This window comes from Eggerthella guodeyinii (genome assembly GCF_009834925.2).
GTDB lineage: Bacteria > Actinomycetota > Coriobacteriia > Coriobacteriales > Eggerthellaceae > Eggerthella > Eggerthella guodeyinii.
On sequence record NZ_CP063310.1, the window covers coordinates 897,375 to 921,961 of the forward strand.

19 protein-coding genes and 1 other RNA gene are annotated in these 24,587 nt (G+C 67.2%); 19 read left to right on the plus strand and 1 reads right to left on the minus strand.

Annotation, left to right across the window (positions count from 1 at the left end):
* Positions 1 to 124 precede the first annotated feature (124 nt).
* The 15 genes from GS424_RS03600 to GS424_RS03670 all read left to right on the plus strand — a co-directional run bounded on the left by GS424_RS03600 (position 125) and on the right by GS424_RS03670 (position 15,762).
* Positions 125 to 748, plus strand: coding sequence for a cytochrome c3 family protein (locus GS424_RS03600; RefSeq protein ID WP_218958880.1), 624 nt, complete (start codon positions 125 to 127; stop codon positions 746 to 748).
* A gap of 17 nt (positions 749 to 765) precedes the next feature.
* Entirely contained in the window at positions 766 to 2,460 is a 1,695-nt protein-coding gene (locus tag GS424_RS03605; protein ID WP_160943462.1) for an FAD-binding protein, read from the plus strand.
* 214 nt (positions 2,461 to 2,674) lie between these two features.
* An RNA gene (gene ffs / locus GS424_RS03610) (signal recognition particle sRNA small type) lies at positions 2,675 to 2,768 on the plus strand.
* 208 nt (positions 2,769 to 2,976) lie between these two features.
* Positions 2,977 to 3,651, plus strand: a complete 675-nt coding sequence (locus tag GS424_RS03615; RefSeq protein WP_160943461.1) for a VTT domain-containing protein — start codon at positions 2,977 to 2,979, stop codon at positions 3,649 to 3,651.
* Positions 3,652 to 3,707: 56 nt separating this feature from the next.
* Positions 3,708 to 5,852, plus strand: a complete 2,145-nt coding sequence (gene dnaX, locus GS424_RS03620) for a DNA polymerase III subunit gamma/tau (RefSeq protein ID WP_160943460.1) — start codon at positions 3,708 to 3,710, stop codon at positions 5,850 to 5,852.
* Between the two features lie 65 nt (positions 5,853 to 5,917).
* Positions 5,918 to 6,262: a YbaB/EbfC family nucleoid-associated protein gene (locus tag GS424_RS03625; RefSeq protein ID WP_154334907.1), complete on the plus strand. Its 345-nt coding sequence runs from the start codon at positions 5,918 to 5,920 to the stop codon at positions 6,260 to 6,262.
* A 22-nt stretch (positions 6,263 to 6,284) separates the two neighbouring features.
* Positions 6,285 to 6,881 carry a recombination mediator RecR gene (gene recR, locus GS424_RS03630; protein ID WP_160943459.1) on the plus strand — a complete coding sequence of 199 codons (597 nt, stop codon included), beginning with the start codon at positions 6,285 to 6,287 and terminating at the stop codon, positions 6,879 to 6,881.
* A gap of 144 nt (positions 6,882 to 7,025) precedes the next feature.
* Positions 7,026 to 8,549, plus strand: a complete 1,524-nt coding sequence (locus tag GS424_RS03635; RefSeq protein ID WP_160943458.1) for a helix-turn-helix transcriptional regulator — start codon at positions 7,026 to 7,028, stop codon at positions 8,547 to 8,549.
* 207 nt (positions 8,550 to 8,756) lie between these two features.
* Positions 8,757 to 11,486, plus strand: a complete 2,730-nt coding sequence (locus GS424_RS03640; RefSeq protein WP_160943457.1) for a molybdopterin-containing oxidoreductase family protein — start codon at positions 8,757 to 8,759, stop codon at positions 11,484 to 11,486.
* Positions 11,486 to 12,073 carry a 4Fe-4S dicluster domain-containing protein gene (locus GS424_RS03645; RefSeq protein ID WP_160943456.1) on the plus strand — a complete coding sequence of 196 codons (588 nt, stop codon included), beginning with the start codon at positions 11,486 to 11,488 and terminating at the stop codon, positions 12,071 to 12,073. Before GS424_RS03640 ends, GS424_RS03645 begins: the two co-directional genes overlap by 1 nt.
* Positions 12,070 to 12,885 (plus strand): dimethyl sulfoxide reductase anchor subunit family protein, encoded by an 816-nt coding sequence (locus tag GS424_RS03650; protein ID WP_160943455.1) that lies wholly within the window; start codon positions 12,070 to 12,072, stop codon positions 12,883 to 12,885. Before GS424_RS03645 ends, GS424_RS03650 begins: the two co-directional genes overlap by 4 nt.
* Before the next feature lie 60 nt (positions 12,886 to 12,945).
* Entirely contained in the window at positions 12,946 to 13,575 is a 630-nt protein-coding gene (locus GS424_RS03655) for a 4Fe-4S dicluster domain-containing protein (protein ID WP_160943454.1), read from the plus strand.
* Entirely contained in the window at positions 13,572 to 14,432 is an 861-nt protein-coding gene (locus tag GS424_RS03660) for a 4Fe-4S binding protein (RefSeq protein ID WP_160943453.1), read from the plus strand. Before GS424_RS03655 ends, GS424_RS03660 begins: the two co-directional genes overlap by 4 nt.
* A complete protein-coding gene (locus GS424_RS03665) occupies positions 14,429 to 15,085 on the plus strand; it encodes a hypothetical protein (protein WP_160943452.1) in 657 nt (218 codons plus the stop codon). The genes GS424_RS03660 and GS424_RS03665 overlap by 4 nt, the downstream gene beginning before the upstream one ends.
* Positions 15,082 to 15,762 (plus strand): TorD/DmsD family molecular chaperone, encoded by a 681-nt coding sequence (locus tag GS424_RS03670; protein WP_244977664.1) that lies wholly within the window; start codon positions 15,082 to 15,084, stop codon positions 15,760 to 15,762. Before GS424_RS03665 ends, GS424_RS03670 begins: the two co-directional genes overlap by 4 nt.
* A gap of 209 nt (positions 15,763 to 15,971) precedes the next feature.
* Here the strand turns inward: GS424_RS03670 and GS424_RS03675 are convergent, their stop codons facing one another.
* Positions 15,972 to 17,270, minus strand: a complete 1,299-nt coding sequence (locus tag GS424_RS03675) for a helix-turn-helix transcriptional regulator (RefSeq protein WP_244977665.1) — start codon at positions 17,268 to 17,270, stop codon at positions 15,972 to 15,974.
* Positions 17,271 to 17,671: 401 nt separating this feature from the next.
* On the opposite strand from GS424_RS03675, the gene GS424_RS03680 reads away from it, so the two are divergent.
* The 4 genes from GS424_RS03680 to GS424_RS03695 all read left to right on the plus strand — a co-directional run bounded on the left by GS424_RS03680 (position 17,672) and on the right by GS424_RS03695 (position 24,509).
* On the plus strand, positions 17,672 to 19,528 hold the full coding sequence (locus tag GS424_RS03680; protein ID WP_160943450.1) for an FAD-binding protein: 1,857 nt from the start codon (positions 17,672 to 17,674) through the stop codon (positions 19,526 to 19,528).
* 298 nt (positions 19,529 to 19,826) lie between these two features.
* Entirely contained in the window at positions 19,827 to 20,708 is an 882-nt protein-coding gene (locus tag GS424_RS03685) for a hypothetical protein (RefSeq protein ID WP_160943449.1), read from the plus strand.
* Between the two features lie 255 nt (positions 20,709 to 20,963).
* On the plus strand, positions 20,964 to 22,517 hold the full coding sequence (locus GS424_RS03690) for a helix-turn-helix transcriptional regulator (RefSeq protein ID WP_160943448.1): 1,554 nt from the start codon (positions 20,964 to 20,966) through the stop codon (positions 22,515 to 22,517).
* A gap of 66 nt (positions 22,518 to 22,583) precedes the next feature.
* Positions 22,584 to 24,509 carry a UvrD-helicase domain-containing protein gene (locus GS424_RS03695; RefSeq protein WP_160943447.1) on the plus strand — a complete coding sequence of 642 codons (1,926 nt, stop codon included), beginning with the start codon at positions 22,584 to 22,586 and terminating at the stop codon, positions 24,507 to 24,509.
* Positions 24,510 to 24,587: the final 78 nt, after the last annotated feature.

A 24,587-nucleotide genomic window follows, 5' to 3' on the forward strand; every position in this document is an offset into this window, starting at 1 on the left:
CATCGGCGGGGAAAAGAGGACACGGTTCGTAGCTAGAACGCATGCGGCATCGCGGGCATAGTCGTCGTAGGCCGCAGGAGGCGGCCGGAGCAAGGAATGCGACGCGTAACGAGAGGAGGGACCAATGGGGATGAATCGCGGAACCGTGCAAGCGCGGAGCCGACGCGCCGCGATGGCGACGGCGGTGGCCGTGGCGGCGACGACCTTCGCCATCGCGGGGCTGTTGAGCGCATGCGCGCCGAAACAGCAGCAGGCGGACGCTTCGTCCGGCGAAGGCGCAGACGCGGCGATCACGGTGGCGTGGTCGGCGGACATGGCGTGCTCGTCGTGCCATGCGCACGAAGCGCAGACGGAGTCCGACACGGCCTGCCTGGCGAGCAAGCACGAGGCGGATTCGTGCGAAAGCTGCCATGGGACGGCGGAGAGCCTTGCGGGCGCGCATGCGAACGCCTCGGCCGACGCATCCATGCCGACGAAGCTGAGCAAGGAGCATGCGGTAAGCGAGGAAGCATGCCTCGCCTGCCATGGAAGCTGGGACGAGCTGGCTGCGAAGAGCGTGGACGTGACGGTTCTCACCGATGCCGACGGCACGACGGTCAACCCGCACGCGATGGACCGAACGGGCGACCACGCCGCCATCACCTGCACGAGCTGCCATAGCGTGCACGAGGCCGAGACCGATCAGAAAGAGCTCTGCCTGAGCTGTCATCACGAGGACGTGTTCGAATGTCGAACGTGCCACGAATAGAAGGAAGGGGAACTACCATGGGGAAGAACAACGAGCATACGCTGGGACGCCGCGATTTTCTCAAGGGAGCCGCCGTTGCGGCAGCGGGCGCCGCGGTCATGGGCATGGCCGGGTGCTCGGAGGCGGGAAGCGCTTCCGCCGCGGCAGGCAAGCGGGCCGTCGAGCCCGAGGCGTGGGACGCGGAGACGGACGTCGTGGTGATGGGGTACGGATTCGCCGGCCAGGCGGCCGCCATCAGCGCCGCGGCGGCAGGGTCGCAGGTGGTCATCTTCGAGAAGGCTCCCGAGGAGCATGCGGGCGGCAACAGCGCGGTGTGCTGCGGGTTCCTCAACATCTGCTCGGGCGACGGCGCGGCCGAGGCCTGGAAGGCCATCACCGACGGCGGCGTGACCGACGCCGAATGCGAGGCGGTGGCGAAGGCGTCCACCGACATGCCGCAGTGGTTCAGCGACAACATCGTGGAAAGCGAAGTGGTGGTGAAGTCGGGAGCCGACGCCGTGCGCAAGCTGTGGGGCAAGGAGTACCCCGACGCGAACGCCGTCAACCTGACCATCGAAGGCAAGGGCCAGACGGGCGGCGGCGCGTACCTGCACCAGCTGTGCGCCGACGTCATCAAGGACCGCTACGCCGATTCGATTTCCATTCGCTACGAATCGCCGGTGACCGAGCTGGTGTACGACGCCGATGCGCGCGAAGTGCTGGGCGTGCAGTACGACGAGGGCGGCCAGGCGAAGTACTGCAAGGCGAAGAAGGCCGTCATCATGGCGTGCGGCGGCTACGAAGGCAACCCCCAGATGATCGAGGACTTCGTGCTGACGCATTACAAGCAGTACCCCATCGGCAGCCCCTACAACACGGGCGACGGCATCCGCATGGTGGCGGGCATCGGGGCGAAGCTGCGCCATATGGCCGCCGTCGAGTACGGCTCGCCCGCGTGCCTCGAGCTGTCGGAGAAGTACAACCAGGCCATCGCGTGCTACAACGGCGGCGACACCACGTCGATGATTTACGTCAGCCAGCACGGCGAGCGCTTCATGGCCGAGGACGGGAAGTGGCCGGCGCACGACAAGCGCTACCCGTACCCGTGCTTCGAGGAGAACAAGGACACGGCCGAAACGCCCAACTATCCCTGGTGGATGGTGTTCGACGAGACGCGCCGCACGAAGGGAACCCTGTTCGCGTGGTCGAACGCCGAGCGCAACGAGGGATGGGCCGCCGTCCACAACGTGTACCAGTGGTCTGACGACAACGTGAAGGAAGTCGAGGACGGCGTGGTGCTGAAGGCCGACAGCATCGAGGAGCTGGGCAAGCTCATGGGCTACGACGACGCTGACCTGGCCACGTTCACGGCGACGGTGGAGAAGTTCAACGCCGACGTTGCCGACGGGGGCGTTGACAGCGCGTTCGGCCGCGCTCCCGCCGTCTCGAGCAAGGGCGACGTCACGCCGGTCAACCCGCTGAACAACCCGCCGTATTACGCGGTGCAGTGCTGCATCTCGTATCTCAACACGAACGGCGGCCCGGCGCGCAACGACAAGTGGCAGGCGCTCGACTGGAACGACGAGCCCATCGGCCGCCTGTACTCGGCGGGCGAGTTCGGCTCGGTGTTCTACCACTACTACTGGGGCGGCGGCAACGTGAACGAGTGCTTCGCGAGCGGCATGGTGGCCGGTCAAGAGGCGAACGACCTCGACGCTTGGAGCGTCGCGTAAAGCATACCCGGAAGCCGATGCCGCATGCGAATCCCTCCCTCCCTCGCATGCGATCCGGCTCCCCTGATGAGGTGGCCCCGCCGATACGGCGGGGCCGCCTCGCGTCGAGGCTCTGTGGACATTTGGTTGCTTCGGCAGGGGAGGGGGAGCGCGGCGGGCGCGCTTCGTCTATACTGATGCTTCGCATGCGCGAGCATGCTTTTATGAGTATCTCGGATGGGCCGGGGCGGCGCCATGTTCCGAACCTGGTCAGGTCCGGGAGGAAGCAGCCATAAGGGACCGCTGGCGAGCGCCCCTGCCTATCCGGGATACTCGGTTCCGCCGATCTGACGACCGACGGAACGGCTCGACGCTGCGGGGCGCCCTCGTGCCGAATCTCGCGGCGATGTCGACGACTCACGTACCGAAGTACGCTTCGCCGTCGCCATCCCCACGATCTTCGGTACGAGGGCGCCCCTCGCTGACTTGCGTGGAGATGCGCGGTGGTTTGACAACCTGTGGCACTGAAGGGCATTCATGGACATCATCAACTTCTTCGTCAACCTGCTCAGCGACCCGCGCGGGGCGATTGCCGGCTGGATCATCGCGTTGGGCCCCTTTTGGGTGTACTCGCCGCTGTTCCTCATCGTGTTCGTGGAGACGGGCCTCGTGTTCTTCCCCTTCCTGCCCGGCGATTCGCTGCTGTTCGCAGCCGGCGTGTTCTCGGCCGACGGCGGCGGGTTGAACATCTGGGCCACGCTCATCGTGTTCTACGTCGCGGCCATCCTGGGCAACACCTCGAACTACTGGATCGCCCGCTTCTTCGGCAAGCGCATCATCGACTCCGGCAAGGTGAAGGCGCTCACGCCCGAGCGCATGGCCAAGCTCGACCACTTCTTCGCGAAGTTCGGCGGCCTGACCATCGTCATCACGCGCTTCATGCCGTTCTTCCGCACGTTCGCCCCGTTCATCGCCGGTACCGGCCACATGAACTTCGGCAAGTTCACGCTGTTCAACTGCATCGGCGGCATCGCGTGGGTCAGCCTGTTCGTGCTGGTGGGCTACTTCTTCGGCGGCATTCCCGTGGTGCAGGAGCACTTCGAGGTCATCGTGCTGGGCATCGTGGCCGTGTCGGTGGCGCCGGCCATCGTCGGCGCCGTCAAAGCGGCGATGAGCGCTCGCAAGGCGAAGAAGGCCAACGCCGACGCATAAGGCGCGCGGCGTGCGCGATCAAGATGAAAGCAAACGCGAGATTGTGAGCATACACGATGGCAGAGGCACTCTATAGAAAATACCGCCCGCAGATCTTCGAAGACGTGGTGGGCCAGGAGCACATAGAACGCACGATCAAGAACGCGATCGAGCAGGACAAGGTGAGCCACGCCTACCTGTTCACGGGCCCGCGCGGTACCGGCAAGACCACCACCGCGCGCCTGCTGGCGAAAGCGCTGCTGTGCGAGCACGGCCCCACGCCCGAGCCCGACGGCACGTGCGACGACTGCGTGATGATCGCGAACGGCGAGCACCCCGACGTGTACGAGCTGGACGCCGCGTCGCGCACCGGCGTGGAGAACGTGCGCGAGGAGATCATCGGGCGCGTGCAGTTCGCCCCCACGCGCGGGCGCTACAAGATCTATATCATCGACGAGGTCCACATGCTGTCGACGGCGGCGTTCAACGCGCTGCTGAAGACGCTCGAGGAGCCGCCGAGCCACGTCGTGTTCATCCTGGCCACCACCGATCCGCAGAAGGTGCCCGAGACCATCCACTCGCGCTGCCAGCGCTTCGACTTCCGCCGCATCTCGGCCGAGTCCATCGTGTCGCGCCTCGGCGCCATCTGCGTGTCCGAGGACGTGGAGTTCGAGGGCGAGGCGCTCGACCTCATCGCGCATCGCGCCGAAGGCGGCATGCGCAACGCGCTGACCTCGCTCGAGCAGCTCATCGCGTTCGGCGAGGGCAAGGTGACGATGGAGGTGGCCGAACGGCTGCTGGGATCCATCGACACGAACGACCTCGCCGAGATCGTGCGGGCCATCGGCACGCGCGACGTGGCGTCGTGCTTCCGCTGGACGGCCGAGTACGTGGAGACGGGCGCCGATCTCGCGCAGTTCACGCGCGACCTGGCCGAGCACATCCGCAACATGTACGTGCTGTCGCTGGCGGGCGCCGACGTGGCGCTCGACGTGGGCGAGACCGTGCGCCGCGAGCTGGCGAGCGAGCTGCCGCTGTTCGGGCCCGACCGGCTGGCGCGGCTGCTGGGCGTGCTGGGCGATCTGTCGGCCGAGCTGAAGACGTCGACGAACCCGCGCCTGTCGTTCGAGATCGCGCTCACCCGCATGGTGCGTCCCGATTCGGATCTGACGCTGGAAGCGCTCGCCGAGCGCGTCGAGGCGCTGGAGAGCGGGCATTCCGCGGTGGCGCACGTGACCGGCGGCGGGGCTGCCGCGGCGGCGAGCGCTGCACCGGCGCAGGCGCCGGCTGCGGCGGCGCCTGCGCCCCAACCGGTCGCAGCGGCCCCCGCCCCCAGCCATGTGCCGACGGAGAATCATGCCGTGACGGCCGGCGTTGCGCCGACGCAATCGGCACCGACCCCGCAGGTCGTTCCGCCGTCGCAAGGGGCGGGGGGAGCGCCGGCGCAGCCTGCGCCTGCTGCGCAAGTCGCTTCGCCGTCGCAGGCGAGCGGGCCTGCTCCTGCCCCGGCCGGCGCCCCCACGGACCAGCTGAAGGCGAGCTTGCAGAACCCCGCCGCGTTGCAGCGGGTGTGGCAGGCGGCGCTGGCGACGCTCAAGAAGAACAAGGCCGCCTACGGCGTGCTGTTCCTCAACACGAAGGCGGTGTACGACGCGGACAAGGGGACGCTGATCATCGAGTTCCCGGCTGAGAACTCGTTTGCGTTCAAGGCGGTGCAGAAACCCGACGTGCAGGAGGCCGTGTCGGTGGCGCTCACGCAGGCATGCGGCGAGTCGCTGCACTTCGCCTACGCGCAGGGCGGCGCGGTTGCCACGGCTTCGGCATCGGCGGCGGTTCCCGCGTCGGCTCCGCGTCCCGCGCCCGCGCCGCGCCCGCAGGTGCAGCAGGCGGCCCCGGCTCCGCGTCCCGCGCCGGCTTCTGTTCCCGCGTCCGCCCCCCGGCCGGCCGCGGTTCCCGACTACGACATTCCCCCGTACGAGGACGAAGTGGTTCCGTACGACGACGGCTTCGTCTCGTCCTCTCCGGCCCCGGCTCCCGCCGCGACCCCCGCGCCCGCGCCCGCGCCGGCTGCGACCCCCGTGCCGACGCCCGGGCCCGCGCCGGTCGATGCGCACTCGTCGGCGACGCCGACGCCTGCGGACGCCAAGTCGCCCGAGGAGCTGCAGGCCATCCTGGCCGCCGGCTTCGGCGATGGCGTGCGCGTCGAAGAAGTGAGAGAATAACGCGACAGATATTCCGCCGCACGCATGCGGCATGTGCAAACGACCCTGAAAGATAGGAGACGACGATGTCCAAACGAGGCGGTTTTCCCGGCGGTGGCGGCGGCAACATGGGCGCCATGATGAAGCAGGCGCAGAAGATGCAGGCCGAGCTGGCGAAGGCTCAGGACGAGATCAAGGACATGACGTTCGAGGCCACGGCCGGCGGCGGCATGGTGAAGGTCGTGGCAACCGGCGACATGGCCGTGCAGAGCATCGTCATCGACCCCGAGGCCGTGGATCCCGAGGACGTCGAAATGCTGCAGGATATGGTGGCAGCCGCCGTGAACGAGGCGCTGCGCGGCGTGTCCGAGCTGAGCTCCCAGCGCCTGAATGCCGCCACGGGCGGCATGAACATCCCGGGCCTCATGTAGCCCGGTCCGGAAGAATACGATCGTGTACGCTGCGCCGTCCATCCAGAAGCTGCTCGACGAGCTGGAACGCTTGCCGGGCGTCGGGCCGAAGTCGGCGCAGCGTATCGCGTACTGGATCCTCAACACCGACAAGGCGACGGCGCTGCGCCTGTCCGAGGCCATCGCCGAGGTGAAGGAAACCGTGCGCTTCTGCTCGCGCTGCTTCAACTACGCCGAGGGCGAGCTGTGCGAGATATGCCAGTCGTCCAAGCGCGACGCGAGCATCATCTGCGTGGTCAGCGAGCCGCGCGACATCCCGCCCATCGAGCGCACCGCCGTCTACAACGGCGTGTACCACGTGTTGGGTGGGGCGCTTTCGCCCATGGAGGGCGTCGGCCCCGACGAGCTTCATATCGCCGAGCTCATGAAGCGCCTCGCGTCCGACGAGGTGCGCGAGGTGGTGCTGGCCACGAACCCCAACGTGGAAGGCGAGACCACGGCGACCTACCTCGCCCGGCTCATCAAACCGCTCGGCATCGCCGTCACCCGTCCCGCCAGCGGCCTGCCCGTCGGCGGCGACCTCGAGTTCGCCGACGAGGTGACCCTCGGCCGCGCCATCGAAGCCAGGCGGCCGCTGTAGGGCAAGCGAGGGGAGTTTACTCCTTGCGCGTGCGAGTTTAATCCCGGCGGGGGGCCTCCCTTGCGACCTGATGAAGTAGTATAGAATGCAAGGCGGCGGCATCGAAACGGGTGATGGGGCCTGCCGATGGGGCAAGGGGGACGCATGAGGGCGTGGCCGGCGGCGAAATACTTGACGTACTGTTTCTGGCGCTCGTGGATATTGGTGGTATACACCGCGCCTATCTGGAGCTATGTGGCGGCTGGAACAGGGGCGGCGTCCTGCTCGTTCTCCATGTACGCCTGGTCGACCGTGGCGTTCGCCGCGGTTGCGGCGCTGTTGGCGCTGTTCCATGGACAAGCCTCCCGCCTGCTTTCGCGCAAGGGCGTCATGTGCGCGGCGGGCATCGTTTCGTCGGTCGGCATGCTGATGGAGTACGCGGGCGCGTTCCTGTTCGGCGGCGGCGGGAACCCGCTGTTCGTGATCGGCGCGCTGCTCACGGGTGTCGGGACCGCGTTCATCGCCGTGCGCGCCGGCCAGATCTACGCTGCGACGCGTCCGGTGGTGGCCGTGACGAACACCGCGCTTTCCGAGCTGGCTTCCGGGCTCGTCTTCTTCTTCGTGGTGGGCACCGTGCCCCAGATCGCCTTGCTGGTAGCGGCGCTGCTTCCCCTGGCCGCCGCGCTCATGACCCTGTTCGAGCCCGATGCGGACGAGGCCCGGATGCCGGCGCGCCATCGGGCCGCCGAACTCGATGCGTCGACGCGGCGGGCGAGCGTGTCCGCGTTCGTCCGCTTCCTCGTGGTGGTGTTCCTGCTCACGTTCATGGCGAACCTGTCGAAAGGGGCGTTCGCGCTGCAGGATGCGGATGCCTCTCTGGCCAGCGGCACGGTGGGCGTTTCGCTGGTCATCTTGGTAAGCTTCGTGCTGGTGCTGGTCAGCAGCTTGCTCAAGTCGTTCGACTTCGGCGTGGCGTACTACCCGCTCGTGCTCATGCTGGTGCTGGCGGTGGTCGTGGTGTTCTCGTCCGACGCGGGCAACATGGCTGCGGCGTCGGTGATCGTGCTGGTGTACTGCCTGTTCTCGTTGTTCATGTGGTGCTTGCTCACGTATCTGGCGCGCAGCGACTACTGGAGTCCCATCCAGGTGTTCGGTTGGGGCCGCTCCGTGTTCGCGCTCGGCTCCTTTGCGGGGCTCGTGGTGGGGCAGGGCTATCCCGCTTTGGGGTTGGGCGAGTCGCAGTCGTTCGTGATCGGCCTGGTGCTGGCGTTCTTGCTGGTGGCCGCGTCCATGCTCATCTTTCGCGAAAGCGACGTGCGCAAGATCACGAGCGCCGGTTGGCTGGCCGTCGAGGCGGTGGCGGCGACGCCGAGCCGGGGCGACGTCGGCGAAGCCGTCGGCCCGGTCGACGCGACGATGCGCGGGGATGCGCGCGATGCCGGCACCGGCGGGGTCGTCGGGACCGTCTTCGGCCTCGATGCCGAGACGTTCGCGGCCGACCACAACCTCACCGTGCGTGAGCGCGAGGTGTTCGACCTCATGCTGCGCGGGCGCGATGCGAAATCCATCGGCGAGGCGCTCGTCATCTCCGACAACACGGCCAAAGCGCACATCCGCAGCATCTACGCCAAGACCGGCGTTCACACGCGTCAGGAGTTCATCGACGCCACCGAGCACGTGGCTCGCTGATTCGAATACGGCTCCCGTTCTTTTGGAAACGGCCGCTATGCGGCCGTTTTGCCCGTTGGGGCTCGAGTTTACTCATCTCGTTCCCCGGTTTAGGCTTTCCAGGCGATAGGCGCGCAGGCTCGCGCCGCGCACAATCTCTCTCGTGAAGGTCGCCGCGGCGCAACGTCGCGAACGACCATGAGGAGACGAGAGAGAAAGGCGATGTGTATGAGTCAGCTCAACATGTCGAGGCGCGGGTTCGTGAAAGCCGCTGCCGCCACCGGCGCGCTTGCCGCGTTCGGGACGGCGACTGCCGGCACTGCGTTCCGCGAAGCGCATGCCGACGAGACGACCTCGCAGACGAAGAAGGTCTACACCTCCTGCCAGGCGTGCATCTGCAGCTGCGCCGTCATCGCGACGGTGCGCGACGGGCGCGTCATCCGGCTCGAGGGCAATCCGGAAAGCCCCATCAGCCGCGGAGGCCTGTGCGCGAAGGGGCTGTCGGGCATCCAGGCGCTGTACAACCCCTGCCGCAACAAGTACCCCATGAAGCGCGTGGGGGAGCGCGGCACGAACAGCTTCGAGCGCATCAGCTGGGACCAGGCCATCGAGGAGATCGCGCAGAAGCTCACGCAGGATTTCTTCAAGTACGGCGGCGAGTCGCTGGTCACCTCCACGGGGGGCGGCGGCAACCCGCACTTCAGCTCGCCGTGCCGGTTCACGCAGGCGCTCGGGTCGCCGAACATCTTCGAACCGGGCTGCGCGCAGTGCTTCCTGCCGCGCATGGCCACGTTCTCGCTCATGTACGGCGGCAGCAAATCGGGCACCACGTCGATGGCCGACTCGAAGTACGGCGGCTGCGCGTCGCTCTACTTCCCGGAGGACAACCCCATCCAGACGCTCGTCATGTGGGGCACGTGCACCAGCTACCACGCCCCCTCCGGTTCGGGACGCGCCATCGCCGAGCTGCGCGCTCGCGACCAGGGCCTCGATATGGTGGTGGTCGATCCGCGGTTCACGCCCGACGCCGCCATGGCGGACGTGTGGCTGCCCATCCGCCCCGGCACGGACGTGGCGCTCATGATGACGTGGATCCGCTACATCATCGAGAACGAGCTGTACGACGAGGACTTCTGCAAGCGGTGGACCAACTTGCCGTACCTTATCGACACCGAGACGAAGAAGATGCTGCGCGCCTGGGAGGTGGGCTTGGGCGATGCCGACGCGGCCGACGCCGACGACACGTTCGTGGTGTGGGATCGGGCGACGAACTCCGCGAAGCCGCTGCCGTGGCCCTACGACGAAACGCTCGACCCCGCGTTCTTCGGCACGTACGAGATCGACGGAACGCAGTACCCCACGGCGTTCACGCTGCTGCAGGAGCGCGTGGACGAGTGGACGCTGGAGCGCGGCTGCGAGGTGTGCTGCCTCGACGAGGACCAGGTGGAGAAGGCCATCCGCATCTACGCCGAGAACGCCCCGTCGGGCCTCATCCTGGGCGTGGCCACCGACATGAGCCCGCAGTCGGCCCAGGGCACCGAGGGCGCGTGCATCCTGGAGTTTTTGCTGGGCAACGTGGAGAAGCCGGGCGCGCTTTTGCAGCGCTTCCCCGACCCGCCGAACAAGGTGGACCTCGGCACCATGAACACGCTGGTCACCGGCGAGATGCTGGAGAAGCGCCTGGGGTATCGCGAGCACAAGGGCCTCGGCATCTGGTCGCACGCGCACATTCCCACCGTGTTCAAGGCCATCACCACGGGCGAGCCGTACCAGCCGCGCAACTGGATGGAGCGCTCGGGCAACAAGCATGCCATGATCGGCAACGCGGGGCAGCTCACCGAGATCATCGACAAGATGGAGATGATCTGCCACCTGTACATGTACCCCACGGCGTTCACCATCGAGGCGGCCGACTACGTGCTGCCCACGCAGGAGTGGCTGGAGAGCTACTTCACCATCGCGCACGCGAACAAGATCATCATCCGTCAGCCGGTGGTGCACCTGTACGAAACGGTGAACGAAGGCGTCATCTGGTCCGAGATCGCGCATCGTTGCGCCGAGCTGGGCAATCCGTTCGCGCAGAAGGCCTTCGACAAGGAGTACCTGGCAACGCTGGGCACCGATCTCGTGTACTGGCGCGGCCAGCAGGAGATGATGGACTTCCACATGGGCACCCTGCCCATGAGCTGGGACGAGCTGGCCGAGCTGGGCACGTACGAGTGGATATCCAAGGAGGACTACCTCACGTACTACACCTACAAGACCATCGACCCGAAGACGGGGAAGGAGAAGGGCTGGAGCACGCCGTCCAAGAAGGTGGAGCCGTACTCCGAGGCGACGCTCATGCTGGGCCGCACCGGCGAGCCGTGGGCCATGGCCGAAGGCAAATCCTATACGATGCCGGCAGCCGATGAGGACTACGATCCCTTGATCTACTATCTGGAGCCCGAGGAGACGAACCTGACCGATACCGAGTATCCCATCATGCTCACCCAGGGCCGCATCCCGCACTACCATCACGGTACGCTGCGCAACATCCCCTACCTGCGCGAGCTGTACCCGGTACCCCTCGTCAGCATCCATCCCGAGACGGCCGCCGCATGCGGCGTGGAAGACGGGCAGTGGGTGTGGGTCGAGAGCCGCCGCGGCAAGGTGCGCGGCAAAGCCTGCGTGACCCTGGGCATCGCCAAGGGCACCGTGCACATGGAACGGTTCTGGAACCCCGAGTACCTGGATACCGACACGCCGAGCAAGGCGTGGACCGAGATGAACGTGAACATGCTCACCAAGACCGACGGGCGCTTCAGCCCCGAGCACGGCACGTACACGCTGCGCGGCTTCACCGTGAAGGTGTACCCCGCTCCCGAGGGCGCTCCCGAGGGCGCCTGGATCGATCCGACCGACTTCGAACCGTGGATGCCTGAGTTCAGCGAATCCACTGAGGTGGTGTTCAAATAATGGCTCAGTACGCAATCGTCGTCGACCTCGACCGCTGCATCGGCTGTCACGGATGCGAGGTCGCCTGCAAGAACGAGAACAACATCGCGTTGGGGGAGTATTGGAACAAGGTGGTGGATCGCGGCCCCTTCGGCGAGTACCCCGACCTGGAGATGTACTTCCTGCCCACCATGTGCCAGCAATGCCAGGATGCTCCTTGCGCGAACGTGTGCCCCACCGGGGCGAGCTACCGCGATGCCGACGGCATGGTGCTGGTGGACAAGGAGAAGTGCATCGGCTGCAAGTACTGCATGATGGCCTGCCCCTACGGCGTGCGATCGTGGAACGTCGCCGAGAGCGTGGTGGAGAAGTGCACCTTGTGCGCCCATCTGACCAAGAACGGCGAGCTGCCCCTGTGCGTGCGCACGTGCTCGGCCGGCGCGCGCTTCTTCGGCGACCTGGACGATCCCTCGTCCGATGCGGCGAAGGCGCTGGCGGCGGCCGACCCCGCCAGCGTCCACACGCTCGTCGACGTGGGGAACCGCCCGGCGACGCACTATATCCTGTCACCTCAGCGCGCGGCTTGGAAGGAAGGTGAGCGGGCATGACGATCCAATGGTCTTTGGTGCTGTTCACGGTGTTGTCCGGATGCGGCGCTTGGCTGTTCGCCTGCACGGCCGCCGACGAGTTCCGGGGCGGCGCGGCGAAACGGGTTCGCATTCCGGCCTGCATCGGCGCGATCGCGCTGCTGGTGGTGGGCGGAATCGCCTCGGCCACGCACCTCTCGCACGTCGATCGCATGATGGCGGTGCTCGCGCACCCCACGGCGGGCATCTTCCTGGAGGCGCTGCTGCTGGGCCTGCTGGCCGTGTGCATCGCGGCGTACGCGCTGCTGGTGAAGCGCGAGGCATCGCCGACGGCGCGCAAGGCGCTGGCGGCGACGGGCATCGTTTTGGCGGCGGCGTTCTCGTTCGCGTGCGGCGTGTCCTACATGATGTCGTCGCGTCCGGTGTGGAACACGGTTGCGCTGCCGCTGGCGTACCTGGGCACGGCGATGGCTTCGGGCACGGCGCTCTACCTCGTGCTGTGCGCGGCCTTCAAAGTGGATGACGGCGACGTGAGGGGCGCTGCCCGCTATGCCGCCGTCGGAGGAGCGGTTGCGCTCGTGCTGGGCCTTGCGTACGGCGTGGCGAGCGGGATCGCGTTCGGCGAGCAGGCGGCCCTGTTCTGGGCGGCCGTGGTGCTGTGCGGCTCGGCGGCGCCGACGGCGTGCGGCGCGCTGGCGGCGCGGAAGCCGGGCAGCGCGTTGGCGCTCGGCGCGGTGGGGCTGGCGGGCGCGCTGGTGGGTTCCATCGCCCTGCGCGCGGCGATGTGGCTCGTGGGCGTCGCGGTAGCCAACTATTTCGGATTCGCGCTCTAGGGTTCGCGTCCCGGGCGACGCGTGCGTCGCCCGGGACGATGGAAGAAAGCAAGGCGAGATATGGCTGATTACACGAGGCGGGCGTTTTTGGGATTCGCCGCCGCCACGGCCGCCTGCGCCGGCGTGGGCGGAGCGGCGAAGGCGTTCGCCGGCGACGGCGACCTGTTGCGCCCGCCGGGGGGTCAGGACGAGGGCGCGCTGTGGGCGGCATGCGTGAAATGCGATCGCTGCCGCAGCGCGTGCCCGACGAACGTGGTGGGGGTCGCGCATGTGGAGGACGGGCTGCTGCAAGCTCGCACGCCCGTGCTCGATTTCCATCGAGGGTACTGCGATTTCTGCGGGAAGTGCCAGGAGTGCTGCCCGACCGGGGCGCTGGGCCCGTTCGACCCCGAACGCGACGAGCTGGGCGTGGCCGTCGTGCAGAAGGACCGCTGCATCGCGTACTTCGAGGGGTGCGTCGAATGCGAGAAGGCGTGCCCGTACGAGGCGATCGCGCTTGACGAGACCGGGCACCCGGTGGTCGATGCGGCGGCGTGCAACGGCTGCGGCGTGTGCGAAAACGTGTGCCCGGCGCTCGTGTACCGCTCGTTCGCGGGCGGCACGCGGCGCGGCATCGTGGTGGTTTCGCCCGCGCGCTACGAGCGCCTGGGCACGACGGTGGCGAACGATGAGAGCGAGATGATGGCATGAGGAAGCCCCCGGCGTCCACCTTGCGGATATTGAGCGCGCTCGGCGTGGCGGCGCTCGTGTGCGCGGGCCTGGCGTTCCATACGGGCACGGGCACGCCCAGTTCGTTCGGGATCGCCGACATCGCGGCGTTGTGCCCGCTGGGAGGCTTGGAGGCGGCCATCGCGTCGAGGACGGTGGTGCCGCCGATGCTCATCGGGCTGGCCGTCGTCGTGGTGATCACGCTGCTTCTGGGCCGCGCGTTCTGCGCTTGGGGTTGCCCCGTGCCCCTGCTGAAGCGGGCGTTTCGCGGGAAGAAGGCGAGCGTGCCCGCGCCCGCGAAGCGGGAGGCGGGCGTGGCGGGCGACTCGCGTATGTGGGTGCTCGGCGGGGCGCTGCTCTCCACTGCGGCGCTTGGCTTTCCGGTGTTCTGCCTCGTGTGCCCGGTGGGGCTGACGTTCGGCACGCTCGTCGTGGTGTGGCGGGTGCTCCAGTTCAACGAGGTCACCTGGTCGTTGGCGGTGTTTCCGGCGCTGCTCGTTTTGGAGCTGGCGGTAGCGCGGAAATGGTGCCATCGGTTCTGCCCGTTGGGGGCGCTGCTGTCGCTGATCTCGCGCGGCAACCGGACGTTCCGCCCGAGCGCCGCTGCGAAAGCGTGTCTGCACGCCGCGCACGGGGAGGGGTGCCGCCGCTGCGCCGAGGCGTGCCCCGAGGGCATCGACCTGCACGACTCGGCGGCCTCTGCCCCGCTGAACGAGTGCGTGAAATGCCGCGCCTGCGCCGATGCGTGTCCGGCGCATGCCATAACGTTCCCGTTCTTGCCCAAGAAGCCCGCGCTCGGGTCGTCTGCGGCCGAGCTTGATTTGAAGGAGGAGCAATGAGAGTCGAAGAGGTGTTCAAAGCGGCACCCGGATGCCAGAAGGTGCTGATGGCCGCGCTGGAAGCGTGCCGCGTGCCGCGCACGCCCGGCGAGCTGGATGCGGTCATGGGCGAGGTGCTGCGGTGCAACCGCTCGGTCTACCGCCCGGTGGAATTGCGCGCGCTGCTGGAGCGGTACGGCGCCTTGGCGTACGAGCCCAGCGAGGAGGAGCTTGCGGCGGAGGCCGCGCGCGCTGCGGGCGAGGGGCCGGAGGTTCCCGTCGACGAGGACGGCAACCTCGTGGCGGTCGATCCGGCCGAGGGCACGTGGTCGCTCACGGAGGAGGGCGCGGCCTATCTCGACGCCGACCCTCTAGGCGCGAAGGCGGAGGCGCTGTTGGCCAAAGACGCGGTCTACGTGCCGGTGTACCGCGCGCTGCTGGAGCTGGCAGCCGAGCGCCCGCGGTCGAAAAGCGCTATCGACGAGGCGATCGATCCCCATCCGCTCGCGCAGAGCCCGCGTTTGTTCGCCGGCTATTTCCTGGGAGAGCTGGAACGGGTCGATGCGATGGAGTGGGCCGATGCCTGGCGCATCACCCCGCGCGGCCGCAACCTGCTGGAAGCGCTGCGCGATAAGGAGCACGACGAGAGCGGCGTTGCCGCGAAGGAGGCATGATGACGAACGAGGGAACGAGCGCTCTTGTGGAGGCGCTCCGCCAGCAGAATGCGGCATACGGGTTTTGCTCCCGCTTGCTGCGCACCGAGGTCGACGACGATGCGCTTGCGCGCTTGCGGACGATGAAGCTTCCCGCCGATACGGGCAACGGCCACCTCGATGCGGGCTACCGCGGCCTGTGCGCTGCCGTGAGCGCGGGCGGCGAGCGCATGCGCGGCGATTTGGCGGTGGACTTCCTGCATACGTTCATCGGCGTGACGCAGGAGATCGAGCACGTGGCGTTTCCGTACGAATCGGTGTACACGTCGCCCGAGCGCTTGCTGATGCAGGACGCGCGCGACGAGGTGCTGGCGGCGTACCGCGCGGCGAAGGTGGTGCTGGTGGACGAGGCGTGCGAGCCGGAGGACCACCTGGCGTTCGAGCTGGAGTTCATGCAGCTGCTGGGCGAGCGCGCCGCCGACGCCTTCGATGCGGGGGACGAAGGGGCGTGCGCGCGCCTGTTGGAAACTCGCCGCGCGTTCCTCGAGGAGCATCTGCTGAACTGGGTGCCCGCGTTCGCCGCCGACGTGCAGCGCATCGCGCGCACGGGCTTCTACCGCGCGCTCGCGGACATCGTGCTGGGCGTGCTCGAAACCGACCGTGCGTTTCTCGCCGACGTGCTGGACGATGCGGCGTAGCGTCGGAACGCGGGCATAAAAAATGGGACGCGAACGTCCCAAAGAAAGACAAAGGGTTCTGCCCCCTCCAAAAAACAGAACCCTTATCTTTACCGAAGCATCAAAGCCTCTGTAAATGCACGGATGATTATACCACCCCTCTCCACGAAATCACAACATATATTTTCGGCGAACACCGTTCGTTCTTGCGACCTGCGGAAACGGGAGCATCAAACGGTGGTTGCGGACTTCGTCAGGCGCAGGATGTCCTCGCGCGACGACACGTCGAGCTTGCGGTAGATGTTGTGGATGTGGGTGCGCACCGTGTTCGGCGAGATGAACAGGACGTCGGAGATGTAGGCGCCGCTGTGCCCCTCGGCGAGGTAGGCGAGGATCTCCTGCTCGCGCGCCGTGAGGTTGTGCGCGGCGGCCAGCTGGGCGCAGCGATCGAGCGAACGGGCGGGCGTCGCCTCGTCCTCGATGCGTTCGGCGGCGCGCGGCTCGTCGCGGGCGTCGCGCGTGCGGCGCACGTACGACGACAGCACCATGACGAACGCGTACAGCGTGGTGGTCACCGTCACCGCCACGTGGACGAGGTCGTCGTCGAGCACGCTCGCGAAGCTCTGGCCGGCGAACGAGGCGGCGCAGAACAGCAGCACGGCGGTGGAGAACACGAGGTCGGCCGAGAACTCGCCCGCGTTTGCGATGGCGCACAGCGTGGCCAGCGTGAGGATGGCGGCGAGCGCGTACAGCGCGTAGGTCAAAAACGACACGAGCGCCGATCCGCTGCCGACGGACGCGGAGATGCTCGTGGCGGCCAGCAGCACCATGGCCATGAGCGGCAGGAACGTCTGGTGCATGCCGCCGCGCAGCGCGAAGCGCTTCTTGCGCAGGGCCGTGTAGGCCAGCAGCGCCGCCGCGTCGAGCGCGAGCGCGGCCAGGTAGGCGTCCTGGCTTTCGTTGAACGCGGTGCGCATGACCGCCATCGCGAATGCGAACACGAGCAGCCCCAGCCCCGGCGCGACGATGACGTCGGCCAGCGAGGCGATGGTGGCGCTTGCCGTGCGGCCCTCGGGACGCTCGGGCGCCGCCTCGTCGCCGTCGTGCGCCATCCCCGAGAACGCGAGGGGGACGATGACGGCCACGATGGAGCTCAGCACGAACAGCACCGTCACGCCCGGCAGCGGCAGGACGGCGTACAGGAAGCAGATGCCCGCCGACAGCATGCTGGCGAGCGAGACCGCGACGAGCGCGCGCTTGATCTTGAAGCGCGCGCAGATGCGCCCCCAGGCGAGCGCCAGGCACGCGTCGCCGAGGGCCACGGCCGTGGACAGCGCGATGATCGGCGCGTCGTCCGGGCTGCCGAACCAGGAGAAGTACGCGAACGCGAGCGCGCAGCACAGGTACAGGATGCCGCCTCCCGCGCCGAGCAGCATGAAGGGGAGGCGCTTGCCCGTCAGCGACAGCCCCACGAACAGCGCTCCGAACAGCGTGGCGGCCAGCAGGGTGGTTTCCGCGAACGTGCCCATGAACAGCTCGGCGTGCTCGAAGCGCAGAAACGAGATGACGGTGCCCGAGTAGATGAGCAGCGTGGAGAACAGGCAGGCGACCCCGACGATCAGCGCGGCCGTCGCGGGCGGTGAAATCTCGCCGCCCGTCCGCGCGCTGCCAGGCTCTTTCGTGCTGTTGCGTTGTGCCTCGATGGTCGCTCCCTTCCCGCCGTGTGCGTCGCATTATACCATTCACGCACTTCACCTGCGCAAACGACCAGCGTTGAGACGGTCTACGTAAAACCGTTGAGATGACCGTCCCATCTGCGGAAACGGAAATCAACGTTTTTTCGGATGGAAGCGCGCGCCGCCGGAGGCAAAGATGGGGGCGCAGAGTTCAAGGCACAACGCAGAAGCACAACGCAAAGGAGATGGGGAACATGGAGCTTTCTCGCAGGAACTTCTTGGTGGGCGCGGCGAGCGCGGGCATCGTCGGCGCGATGGCGGGGCTGACCGGATGCGCGCCGCAGACGTCGGCCGCATCGGCGAAGGGCGGCGACGCGTCGTCCGCCGAGGGCGCGGCGGCGCGCCCGACCTATTACATGTGCGACGAGGATTGGCTGGGCAGCGCGCCCGAGATCGCCGACGCCGACATCGCGGAGACGAAGAGCTTCGACGTCGTGGTGGTGGGCGGCGGCCATGCCGGCACGCAGGCGGCGCTCGCGGCGGCGCAGGAGGGTGCGAAGGTGGCCGTCATCGAGAAGCACAACGACGGCGAGATCGTCTACCGCGGCGACGACATCTGCTCGTACAACTCCCAGATGCTCGAGGCGTGGGGCTTCGGCCCGTACGACCTCGACGAGATCGTCAACGAGTACGTGCGCCGCGCCAACGGCCGGTGCAACACCGAGGTCATCCGCTCGTTCGTGTACAACTCCGGCGAGATGATGGACAACCTGGCCTCGCTCATCCCCGAGACGTCGGACGTGTTCGACTACGAGGGCGGGCAGTGCATCGTGCAGATCGCCTACGACAAGCCCAGCGGCGCCGATTACCCCGTGGAGGTATCGGGCTACAAGATGTGGGCCTCCACCGTGCAGACGGTGGGCACGAAGAACGAGCAGCCCGTGGGCAAGAAGCAGAAGACGGGCATCTCGCGCCTGGCCGAGATCGAGGAGTACTGCCGCGATGCGGCCGAGGACCTGGGCGCGGAGTGGTTCTGCGGGCAGACCGCGGCACGCTGCGTGCAGGACGCCGACGGAGCCGTGACCGGCGTCATCGCCGAGGACGCCGACGGAAACTACGTGAAGTACGAGGCGTCCAAGGGCGTCATCCTGGCCACGGGCGACTTCGGCGGCAACACCGACATGGTGTGGGAGCTGTGCTCCGAATGCGCCGAGAACGCCGAGCGCCACGGCGTGGATCGCGGCGAGCTCATGGGCATGACCGACTGCGACGGCTCCGGCCACAAGATCGGATGCTGGGCGGGCGGTGCCATCGAGAGCCATCCGCGCCCGGTGGCGGGCGACGCGCCTTCCATCTCGTTCGGCCCCTGGGGCTCCACGCCGTGCCTGTGGATGAACTGCAACGGCCAGCGCTTCATGAACGAGTCGTTCGCCGGCCTCGTGCTGGCGCAGTCGGCGCGCCAGCCCATCGACCTGGACGCCAAGATGGTGGGCAACTTCGCCATCATGGACAGCAAGTACATGCAGTACATCCAGGCGGGCGGCCTCGATCACGGCGCTCCCAACTGGGGCTTCCCCGAGGGCATCGAGGAGTTCCAGGCGAACATGGAGGCGGCCGACCCCGCCGTCGGCACCGCTGAGGTGCGCGGCCTGGAGATCGCGAACCGCACGAGCCCGTTCGTGAACGAGATCTTCGTGGGCGCCACCGTCGAGGAGGTGCTGAAGAACGCGGGCCTCGAGGGCGAGGCGCTCGAGAACGCCAAGGCCAGCGTCGAGCGCTACAACGAGCTGTGCGCGGCGGGCAAGGACACCGACTTCGGCAAGCCGGAGAACCTGCTGATCCCCATCGACGAGGGTCCGTTCTACCTGGCCGTGCAGGGTACGAACAAGCTGTACGGTCCCGGCCTCAACACGCTGGCGGGCCTGTGCGTGAACGGCAGCTACCAGGTGCTGACCGCGTCGAAGAACGCGGTGATCGACGGCCTGTACGCCGTGGGCAACACGATGGGCGAGCGCTACGGCAACGCCTACAACTGCCCCTCGGCCGGCAACAACATGGGCAACGCCATGACGAGCGGCCGCGTGGCCGGCAAGCACGCCGCCACCGCGTAGCCCCTTTCCGACGACATCCCTCCCTCCCAGCGATGCCGCGCCCCTCAGGGCGCGGCATCGTGCGTCAGCGGTAGGCGCGTCTCGAAACGCCGTACGTTTCCTCTATGCCACCTGCGTAAACACTAAGATCATGGAAATTATGCTATAGCGTTCGGCGCCTGCGCGCCCGTACTATGCCTCTTGTAGGCTGCGGCTGCGTGGGCGAACGAGGCTCTTGCCCTTCATTTCCCCATGACGTTCGCGCGGGCGCCGCGTTCCTGCGCAAGCACAATGAGCTCTCTGACAATAAGGAGGGTCTATGAACCCAAAAAAGAGCGCACGAGGCGTGGCCGTTGCGGCGACGCTCGCCGTCAGCTTGGGGGCGGGCGGCGGCCTGTGCTATGCCGCCACGAGCTACGAGCCGACGGTGCAGGGAAACGACGCGTACGACAATCTCGTCGACGATCGAAACGGCTACCCGGTGGAGGGAATCAACTACACGGCCTCCATCGCGAACCAGAATGCCGACACCGTGGCCGAGGCGAGGGCTCTTGCCGTGACCATCGGTTCCGACGTCGAGGGGGCTTCGCCGATCGTCGTGACGAACAGCCTGGGCAAGACGGTGAAGGAGTTCTCGTTCCGAACGTCCGGCGACTCGTCGTATCCCGGCAACCAGATGAGCGGAACCCTATCCGACGGCGAGAGCGCTTGCTGGAACTTCGAGTACGGCTACGCGGAGCGGGACGTCGCGAACGGTTCCGGCGTCGCGCTTTCCATGCCGCTGAACTACCTGTTGCAGGTTGTGTTCGAAGACGGTACGACGGCGGAGTTCCACAACGTGAACATGAACGGCGTGCGCACCCTGAACCTGCGCCATTCCGACGACTACGGCGTGTACTACGTCGAGCGCACCACCATCACGAACCACACGCCCGATCCCAACCTGTACTACGAGGTCAACCTCGGTTCGTACGAGGGAGGTGCTGACGAGTTCGACTACCACGTGAACTCGGGCGGACGAATGGGCGAGCTCATGTACACGGAATCGCGTGGCAATCCTTGGAACGTGGGGCACGACCCCTTGCAGGCGATCGAGGACTACGGCGTCGACCTGCCCTTGCACGGTGCGAGCGAGGGCGAGGGCATCACGGGCAGCTACGAGGAGCTGTTCTGGAACGGCGACGAGTTGGCCTGGCGCTGACGACCCGTCGAGGTGCTGGGCGGTGCTGCTCCGTCCAGCACCTCGATGCGCTGCGACCCCGAAGCCCCGATGCGCGATCCGGGGATTGCGCGAGGGTTCGTGGCGGGCGGGCTGCTTCAACCAGCATCAACCAATGAGAAGGAGGTCGATGAACGGACGTGATCGGTAGTATGCTTGGACGAGGATGGCGCGACGACGCCTCGGCCAGCGGGGGATGGGCTGCGATCTCCCGATCGCAGCGTGGAGGACGGACCGATGAGCATGATGACGAACGATCAAGACGAGTACTTGAAGCCGTCGGCAAAGGACGACGATCAGGGTCGGCGCGAAGACGCTCCTCCCGAAAGCGAGCCGCTGGGACGAGCCGATCTGCGGATGGGATCAGGGCGGTTCGGGATGCTCGCAAGCGCACCGCTCATGAGCGCGCTTGCGCTCGGCCTGCTTTTGGCATGGATATACCTTGCGTGGTTCTCGCCAAAGCTGTTTCCGGCGGGCGGCGTCACCGAGGGCATGGCGGCGGCGGGGGAGATATCCTCGTTTGCCGGGTATCTGGCCTGGGTGCTGTTGTGCGTGGTCCGGTATCGACGCCTGGTCGCCCAATGGAACGGGCGGCTGCTCTTGTGCGCGGGGGTATCCTCCGCCGGGACGGCGCTTGTTGCCGCAGCGGCCTTCGCGGGCGATGTCGGCGCATTGCCGATGCTGGTGTGCATCGCCTCGGCTGCGGCGGGGCTGGGATCGGGGTGCATCCTCGTGAGCTGGGCTCTGCAGTTCGCCCGCGGCGACGAACATGCGTCGTTGCAGGTGGGTGGAGGCCTGCTGGTTTCGTTCGCCGTGACGTGCGCGGCGCTGCTGCTTCCCTTCGAGGCCGCCGCGCCGCTTATCGCCCTGCTGCCCTTTGCGTCGGGCGTCGCCATCGTGTGCGCGACGCGCGCGCGTGGGACGGCAGCGCAGGCCGCGCCTCGAACCCCGGTCGATCCGGCGGCCACGCGCCTGCCGTGGCGCTTGGCTCTGGGGCTGACGGCCATGGGGCTGGTGTACGGGCTGGCGTACGGGTTCGCGTTCGATTACGCGGAGATGGGCATCGAGATGTCGGTGGGATGCTTGTTGGTGAACGGCCTGGTGGGCGCTGTGGTTTTAGCGTACGCGGTGAAGACGGGCAAGAATTTCGGTTACAGCGCGGCCAATCTGGCCATCCTGCCGCTTGCAGGATTCGCGCAATGCATGATCGCCGCGCTCCAAACCGAGTTGCTGCCGGTGTCGTTTTTCATCGTGCGGCTGGCGTACGTGCTGTTCGACGTCATGCTCTGGCTGCAGCTTCCGAAGGTGTACGCGCGCATCGGGACCGTCCGCACGTTTCTGGTGTCGCGCTTGCTGCTGGAGGGATCGGCCGCCGTGGGCATCGCCATGCGCCAGCTGCTGGTGAGCACGGGCTTCGAGGTGTTCGAAGCGGTTTCCTTGAGCGTGCTCGCCTACGTGCTGGTGGCGCTCACCCTGGCGTTCAGGGGAGAGAGCGTGGGAAACGTATGGGATCTCATGCCCGAGCCCGTCGTGCGCACGGGGCGCTTTCGCCGCGCGTGCCGCCAGATTTCCACCGGCCACGGCCTGACGCAGCGCGAGGCGGAGATCATGCGCCTGGTCATGCGCGGGAGGAGCGGGTCGTTCGTGCAGGAGAAGCTGTTCATCTCCAAGAGCACGTTCCAAACGCACATGCGCAACCTGTATCACAAGCTGGACGTGCACAGCAATCAAGAGCTTCTCGACCTGCTGGAATGCACGATGGGCAACGATGAGCCCGACGACCGACCGTAAACGGGCCGCGACAGCGGATGGCGGGACGTGCGGCGGCCGCGGCTTCGAACGGAGGATGATGGACGTATGGCCGAACTGCAACACGAGGCGCTGCTGGATCGAATCGCCGAAAGCGACGCACGCTTCATTCGGGTGATCGGCGGCGCGGGCACCGGCAAGACCCTCGCCGTCGTGCGCCGCCTCGAGCGGCTGCTGCGCGACGGGACGAGCCCGGACAACGTGCTGGTGCTGGCGGCGACGCGTTCGGCGGCCGATGCGCTGCGCGGCCGCATTGCGCGCAGCGAGGTGCCGGGTGCCGAGGACGTGCGCGTCTGCACGCCGGCCGCGTACTTCGTCGAGGTGCTGGCGAGCGATCATGCGCGCGCGACGACGGGGCGCGTGCCGCGGTTGCTGTCCGACTTCGAGGAGCGCATCCTTATGGAGGACATGAAGGTGGTCGGCCTCAAGGTCAAGCGCTTGCGCGAGATGCTGCGGTTCTTCTATCGGCAATGGACCGAGCTTGCCGACGACGGGGACGACTTCCTCGTCGAGGATGACGAACGCGCCGTCCACGAAACCATCAAGGGCCATGTGACGATGCGCGGGGCGATGCTCGCTCCCGAGCTGTCCAACGTGACGTTTCGCTATCTGAGCGCGCATCCCGGCGAGGCGCGCGTGTGGCGGAAAGCGCACGTGCTGGTCGACGACTACCAGAACCTCAACAAGGCATCGCAGGCGACGCTCGATCTGCTGGCGACGAAGAGTCTCGCGGTCTGCGGAAACGTGAACGAGCTGGTTCCCACGGCCGAGCCGTATCCTCATGCGCAGGGCCTTCTCTCGTTCGTCGACGAGCACGAGGAAGCGGAATCGTTCACGCTCAAGCGCGGTCTGCGGTGTCCTCAGCGCGTATGCGCGATGGCCAACTCGCTGGTGGCGCGCGGGGGCATGGACGAGGACGTGCTGGTGGAGTTGGACGAGGACGCGCCTGCGGGCGACGTGCGCATCGTGCGCTGGACCACCCCGGGCGATGAGTTCGCGGGCATCACGCGCTACCTCAAGCACCGCCTCGCCGACGAGGCCGACCCGTTGCGTCCGCGCGACGTGTTCATCGCCGTGCCGAACGCGCTGTGGGGACGCGCGCTGGCCAAGATGCTCAACGTCAACGGCGTGAAGACCGACCAGTTCGTCAGCTACCACGCGCTGAAGGGCGATCCGCGCGATGAGAAGAAGTGCGCGAGCCTGCGCGCCTACGTCGCCTTGAACCTGGCGGCCGACCCGTGCGATGCGGTGGCGTGGCGCGGATGGTGCGGGTTCGGCGACTACCTGACGCATTCGAACCACTGGTGCCGGTTGGAGGAGTTCGCCGCGGAGCGCGGAACGGGCGTCGTGGAGGCGCTGGGATCGCTGGGCTCCTTCGACGAGCCGCCCTTTGCGGGCGCCGACGTGCTGCTCGATCGGTACCGGGAGGGCGCGGCGCTCATTGCGTCGGTGGGCGGGAAGCGCGGGTTCTCGCTGTTGGAAGGATGCGCTGGATCTGCGGAGCTGCCGGCCGACGTCCGCTCGCTGCTCGAGCCCCTCATGGGCACGGAGAGCGCCTCCGAGCTGTTCGCGCGCGCACAGGGTCGGCTCGAGAACGCATTCGCCGATGTGGACGCCGTGCGCATCGGCCTTCCGCAGATGGCGTGCGGCTTGGCTTTCGACGTGGTCGTCCTGGCGGGCGCGGTGGACGGCTTCGTTCCCCGGGCGGAGGCCTTCAGCATGGAATACGACGAGGACCGTCGAGCCGACATGATGGCGGAGGATCGCCGGTGCTGGTACGCCGCCCTCACGAAGGCCGCGAAGACGCTCGTGGTGTCGTGCTTCCAAAAGGACCAGGCCGAAAAGGCCGTTTCCCTGGGGATGCAGGTGAGCCGCATTCGCAAGGAAGGCGATGCGGCTATGGCCACCGTGCCCCCGTCCCGCTTCATCGCCGAGCTGGGCGGGGAAGCCCCTGGGTTCGTCGCGGGCATGTGAGTGCAAACACTCTTCTTATCAGGTAAAACAAAGCGTCTCGTGGAAAAGATACGAGGCGCTTTTTTTGCGCCCGCGGGG

Excerpts from the sequence above, each read along its gene's own strand:
- GS424_RS03600 (WP_218958880.1), top strand. The coding sequence starts at position 125 with ATGGGGATGAATCGCGGAACCGTGCAAGCGCGGAGCCGACGCGCCGCG.
- GS424_RS03605 (WP_160943462.1), top strand. The coding sequence starts at position 766 with ATGGGGAAGAACAACGAGCATACGCTGGGACGCCGCGATTTTCTCAAG.
- GS424_RS03615 (WP_160943461.1), top strand. The coding sequence starts at position 2,977 with ATGGACATCATCAACTTCTTCGTCAACCTGCTCAGCGACCCGCGCGGG.
- dnaX (WP_160943460.1), top strand. The coding sequence starts at position 3,708 with ATGGCAGAGGCACTCTATAGAAAATACCGCCCGCAGATCTTCGAAGAC.
- GS424_RS03625 (WP_154334907.1), top strand. The coding sequence starts at position 5,918 with ATGTCCAAACGAGGCGGTTTTCCCGGCGGTGGCGGCGGCAACATGGGC.
- GS424_RS03635 (WP_160943458.1), top strand. The coding sequence starts at position 7,026 with ATGAGGGCGTGGCCGGCGGCGAAATACTTGACGTACTGTTTCTGGCGC.
- GS424_RS03640 (WP_160943457.1), top strand. The coding sequence starts at position 8,757 with ATGAGTCAGCTCAACATGTCGAGGCGCGGGTTCGTGAAAGCCGCTGCC.
- GS424_RS03645 (WP_160943456.1), top strand. The coding sequence starts at position 11,486 with ATGGCTCAGTACGCAATCGTCGTCGACCTCGACCGCTGCATCGGCTGT.
- GS424_RS03650 (WP_160943455.1), top strand. The coding sequence starts at position 12,070 with ATGACGATCCAATGGTCTTTGGTGCTGTTCACGGTGTTGTCCGGATGC.
- GS424_RS03655 (WP_160943454.1), top strand. The coding sequence starts at position 12,946 with ATGGCTGATTACACGAGGCGGGCGTTTTTGGGATTCGCCGCCGCCACG.
- GS424_RS03660 (WP_160943453.1), top strand. The coding sequence starts at position 13,572 with ATGAGGAAGCCCCCGGCGTCCACCTTGCGGATATTGAGCGCGCTCGGC.
- GS424_RS03665 (WP_160943452.1), top strand. The coding sequence starts at position 14,429 with ATGAGAGTCGAAGAGGTGTTCAAAGCGGCACCCGGATGCCAGAAGGTG.
- GS424_RS03670 (WP_244977664.1), top strand. The coding sequence starts at position 15,082 with ATGATGACGAACGAGGGAACGAGCGCTCTTGTGGAGGCGCTCCGCCAG.
- GS424_RS03675 (WP_244977665.1), bottom strand. The coding sequence starts at position 17,270 with ATGGGCACGTTCGCGGAAACCACCCTGCTGGCCGCCACGCTGTTCGGA.
- GS424_RS03680 (WP_160943450.1), top strand. The coding sequence starts at position 17,672 with ATGGAGCTTTCTCGCAGGAACTTCTTGGTGGGCGCGGCGAGCGCGGGC.
- GS424_RS03685 (WP_160943449.1), top strand. The coding sequence starts at position 19,827 with ATGAACCCAAAAAAGAGCGCACGAGGCGTGGCCGTTGCGGCGACGCTC.
- GS424_RS03690 (WP_160943448.1), top strand. The coding sequence starts at position 20,964 with ATGAGCATGATGACGAACGATCAAGACGAGTACTTGAAGCCGTCGGCA.
- GS424_RS03695 (WP_160943447.1), top strand. The coding sequence starts at position 22,584 with ATGGCCGAACTGCAACACGAGGCGCTGCTGGATCGAATCGCCGAAAGC.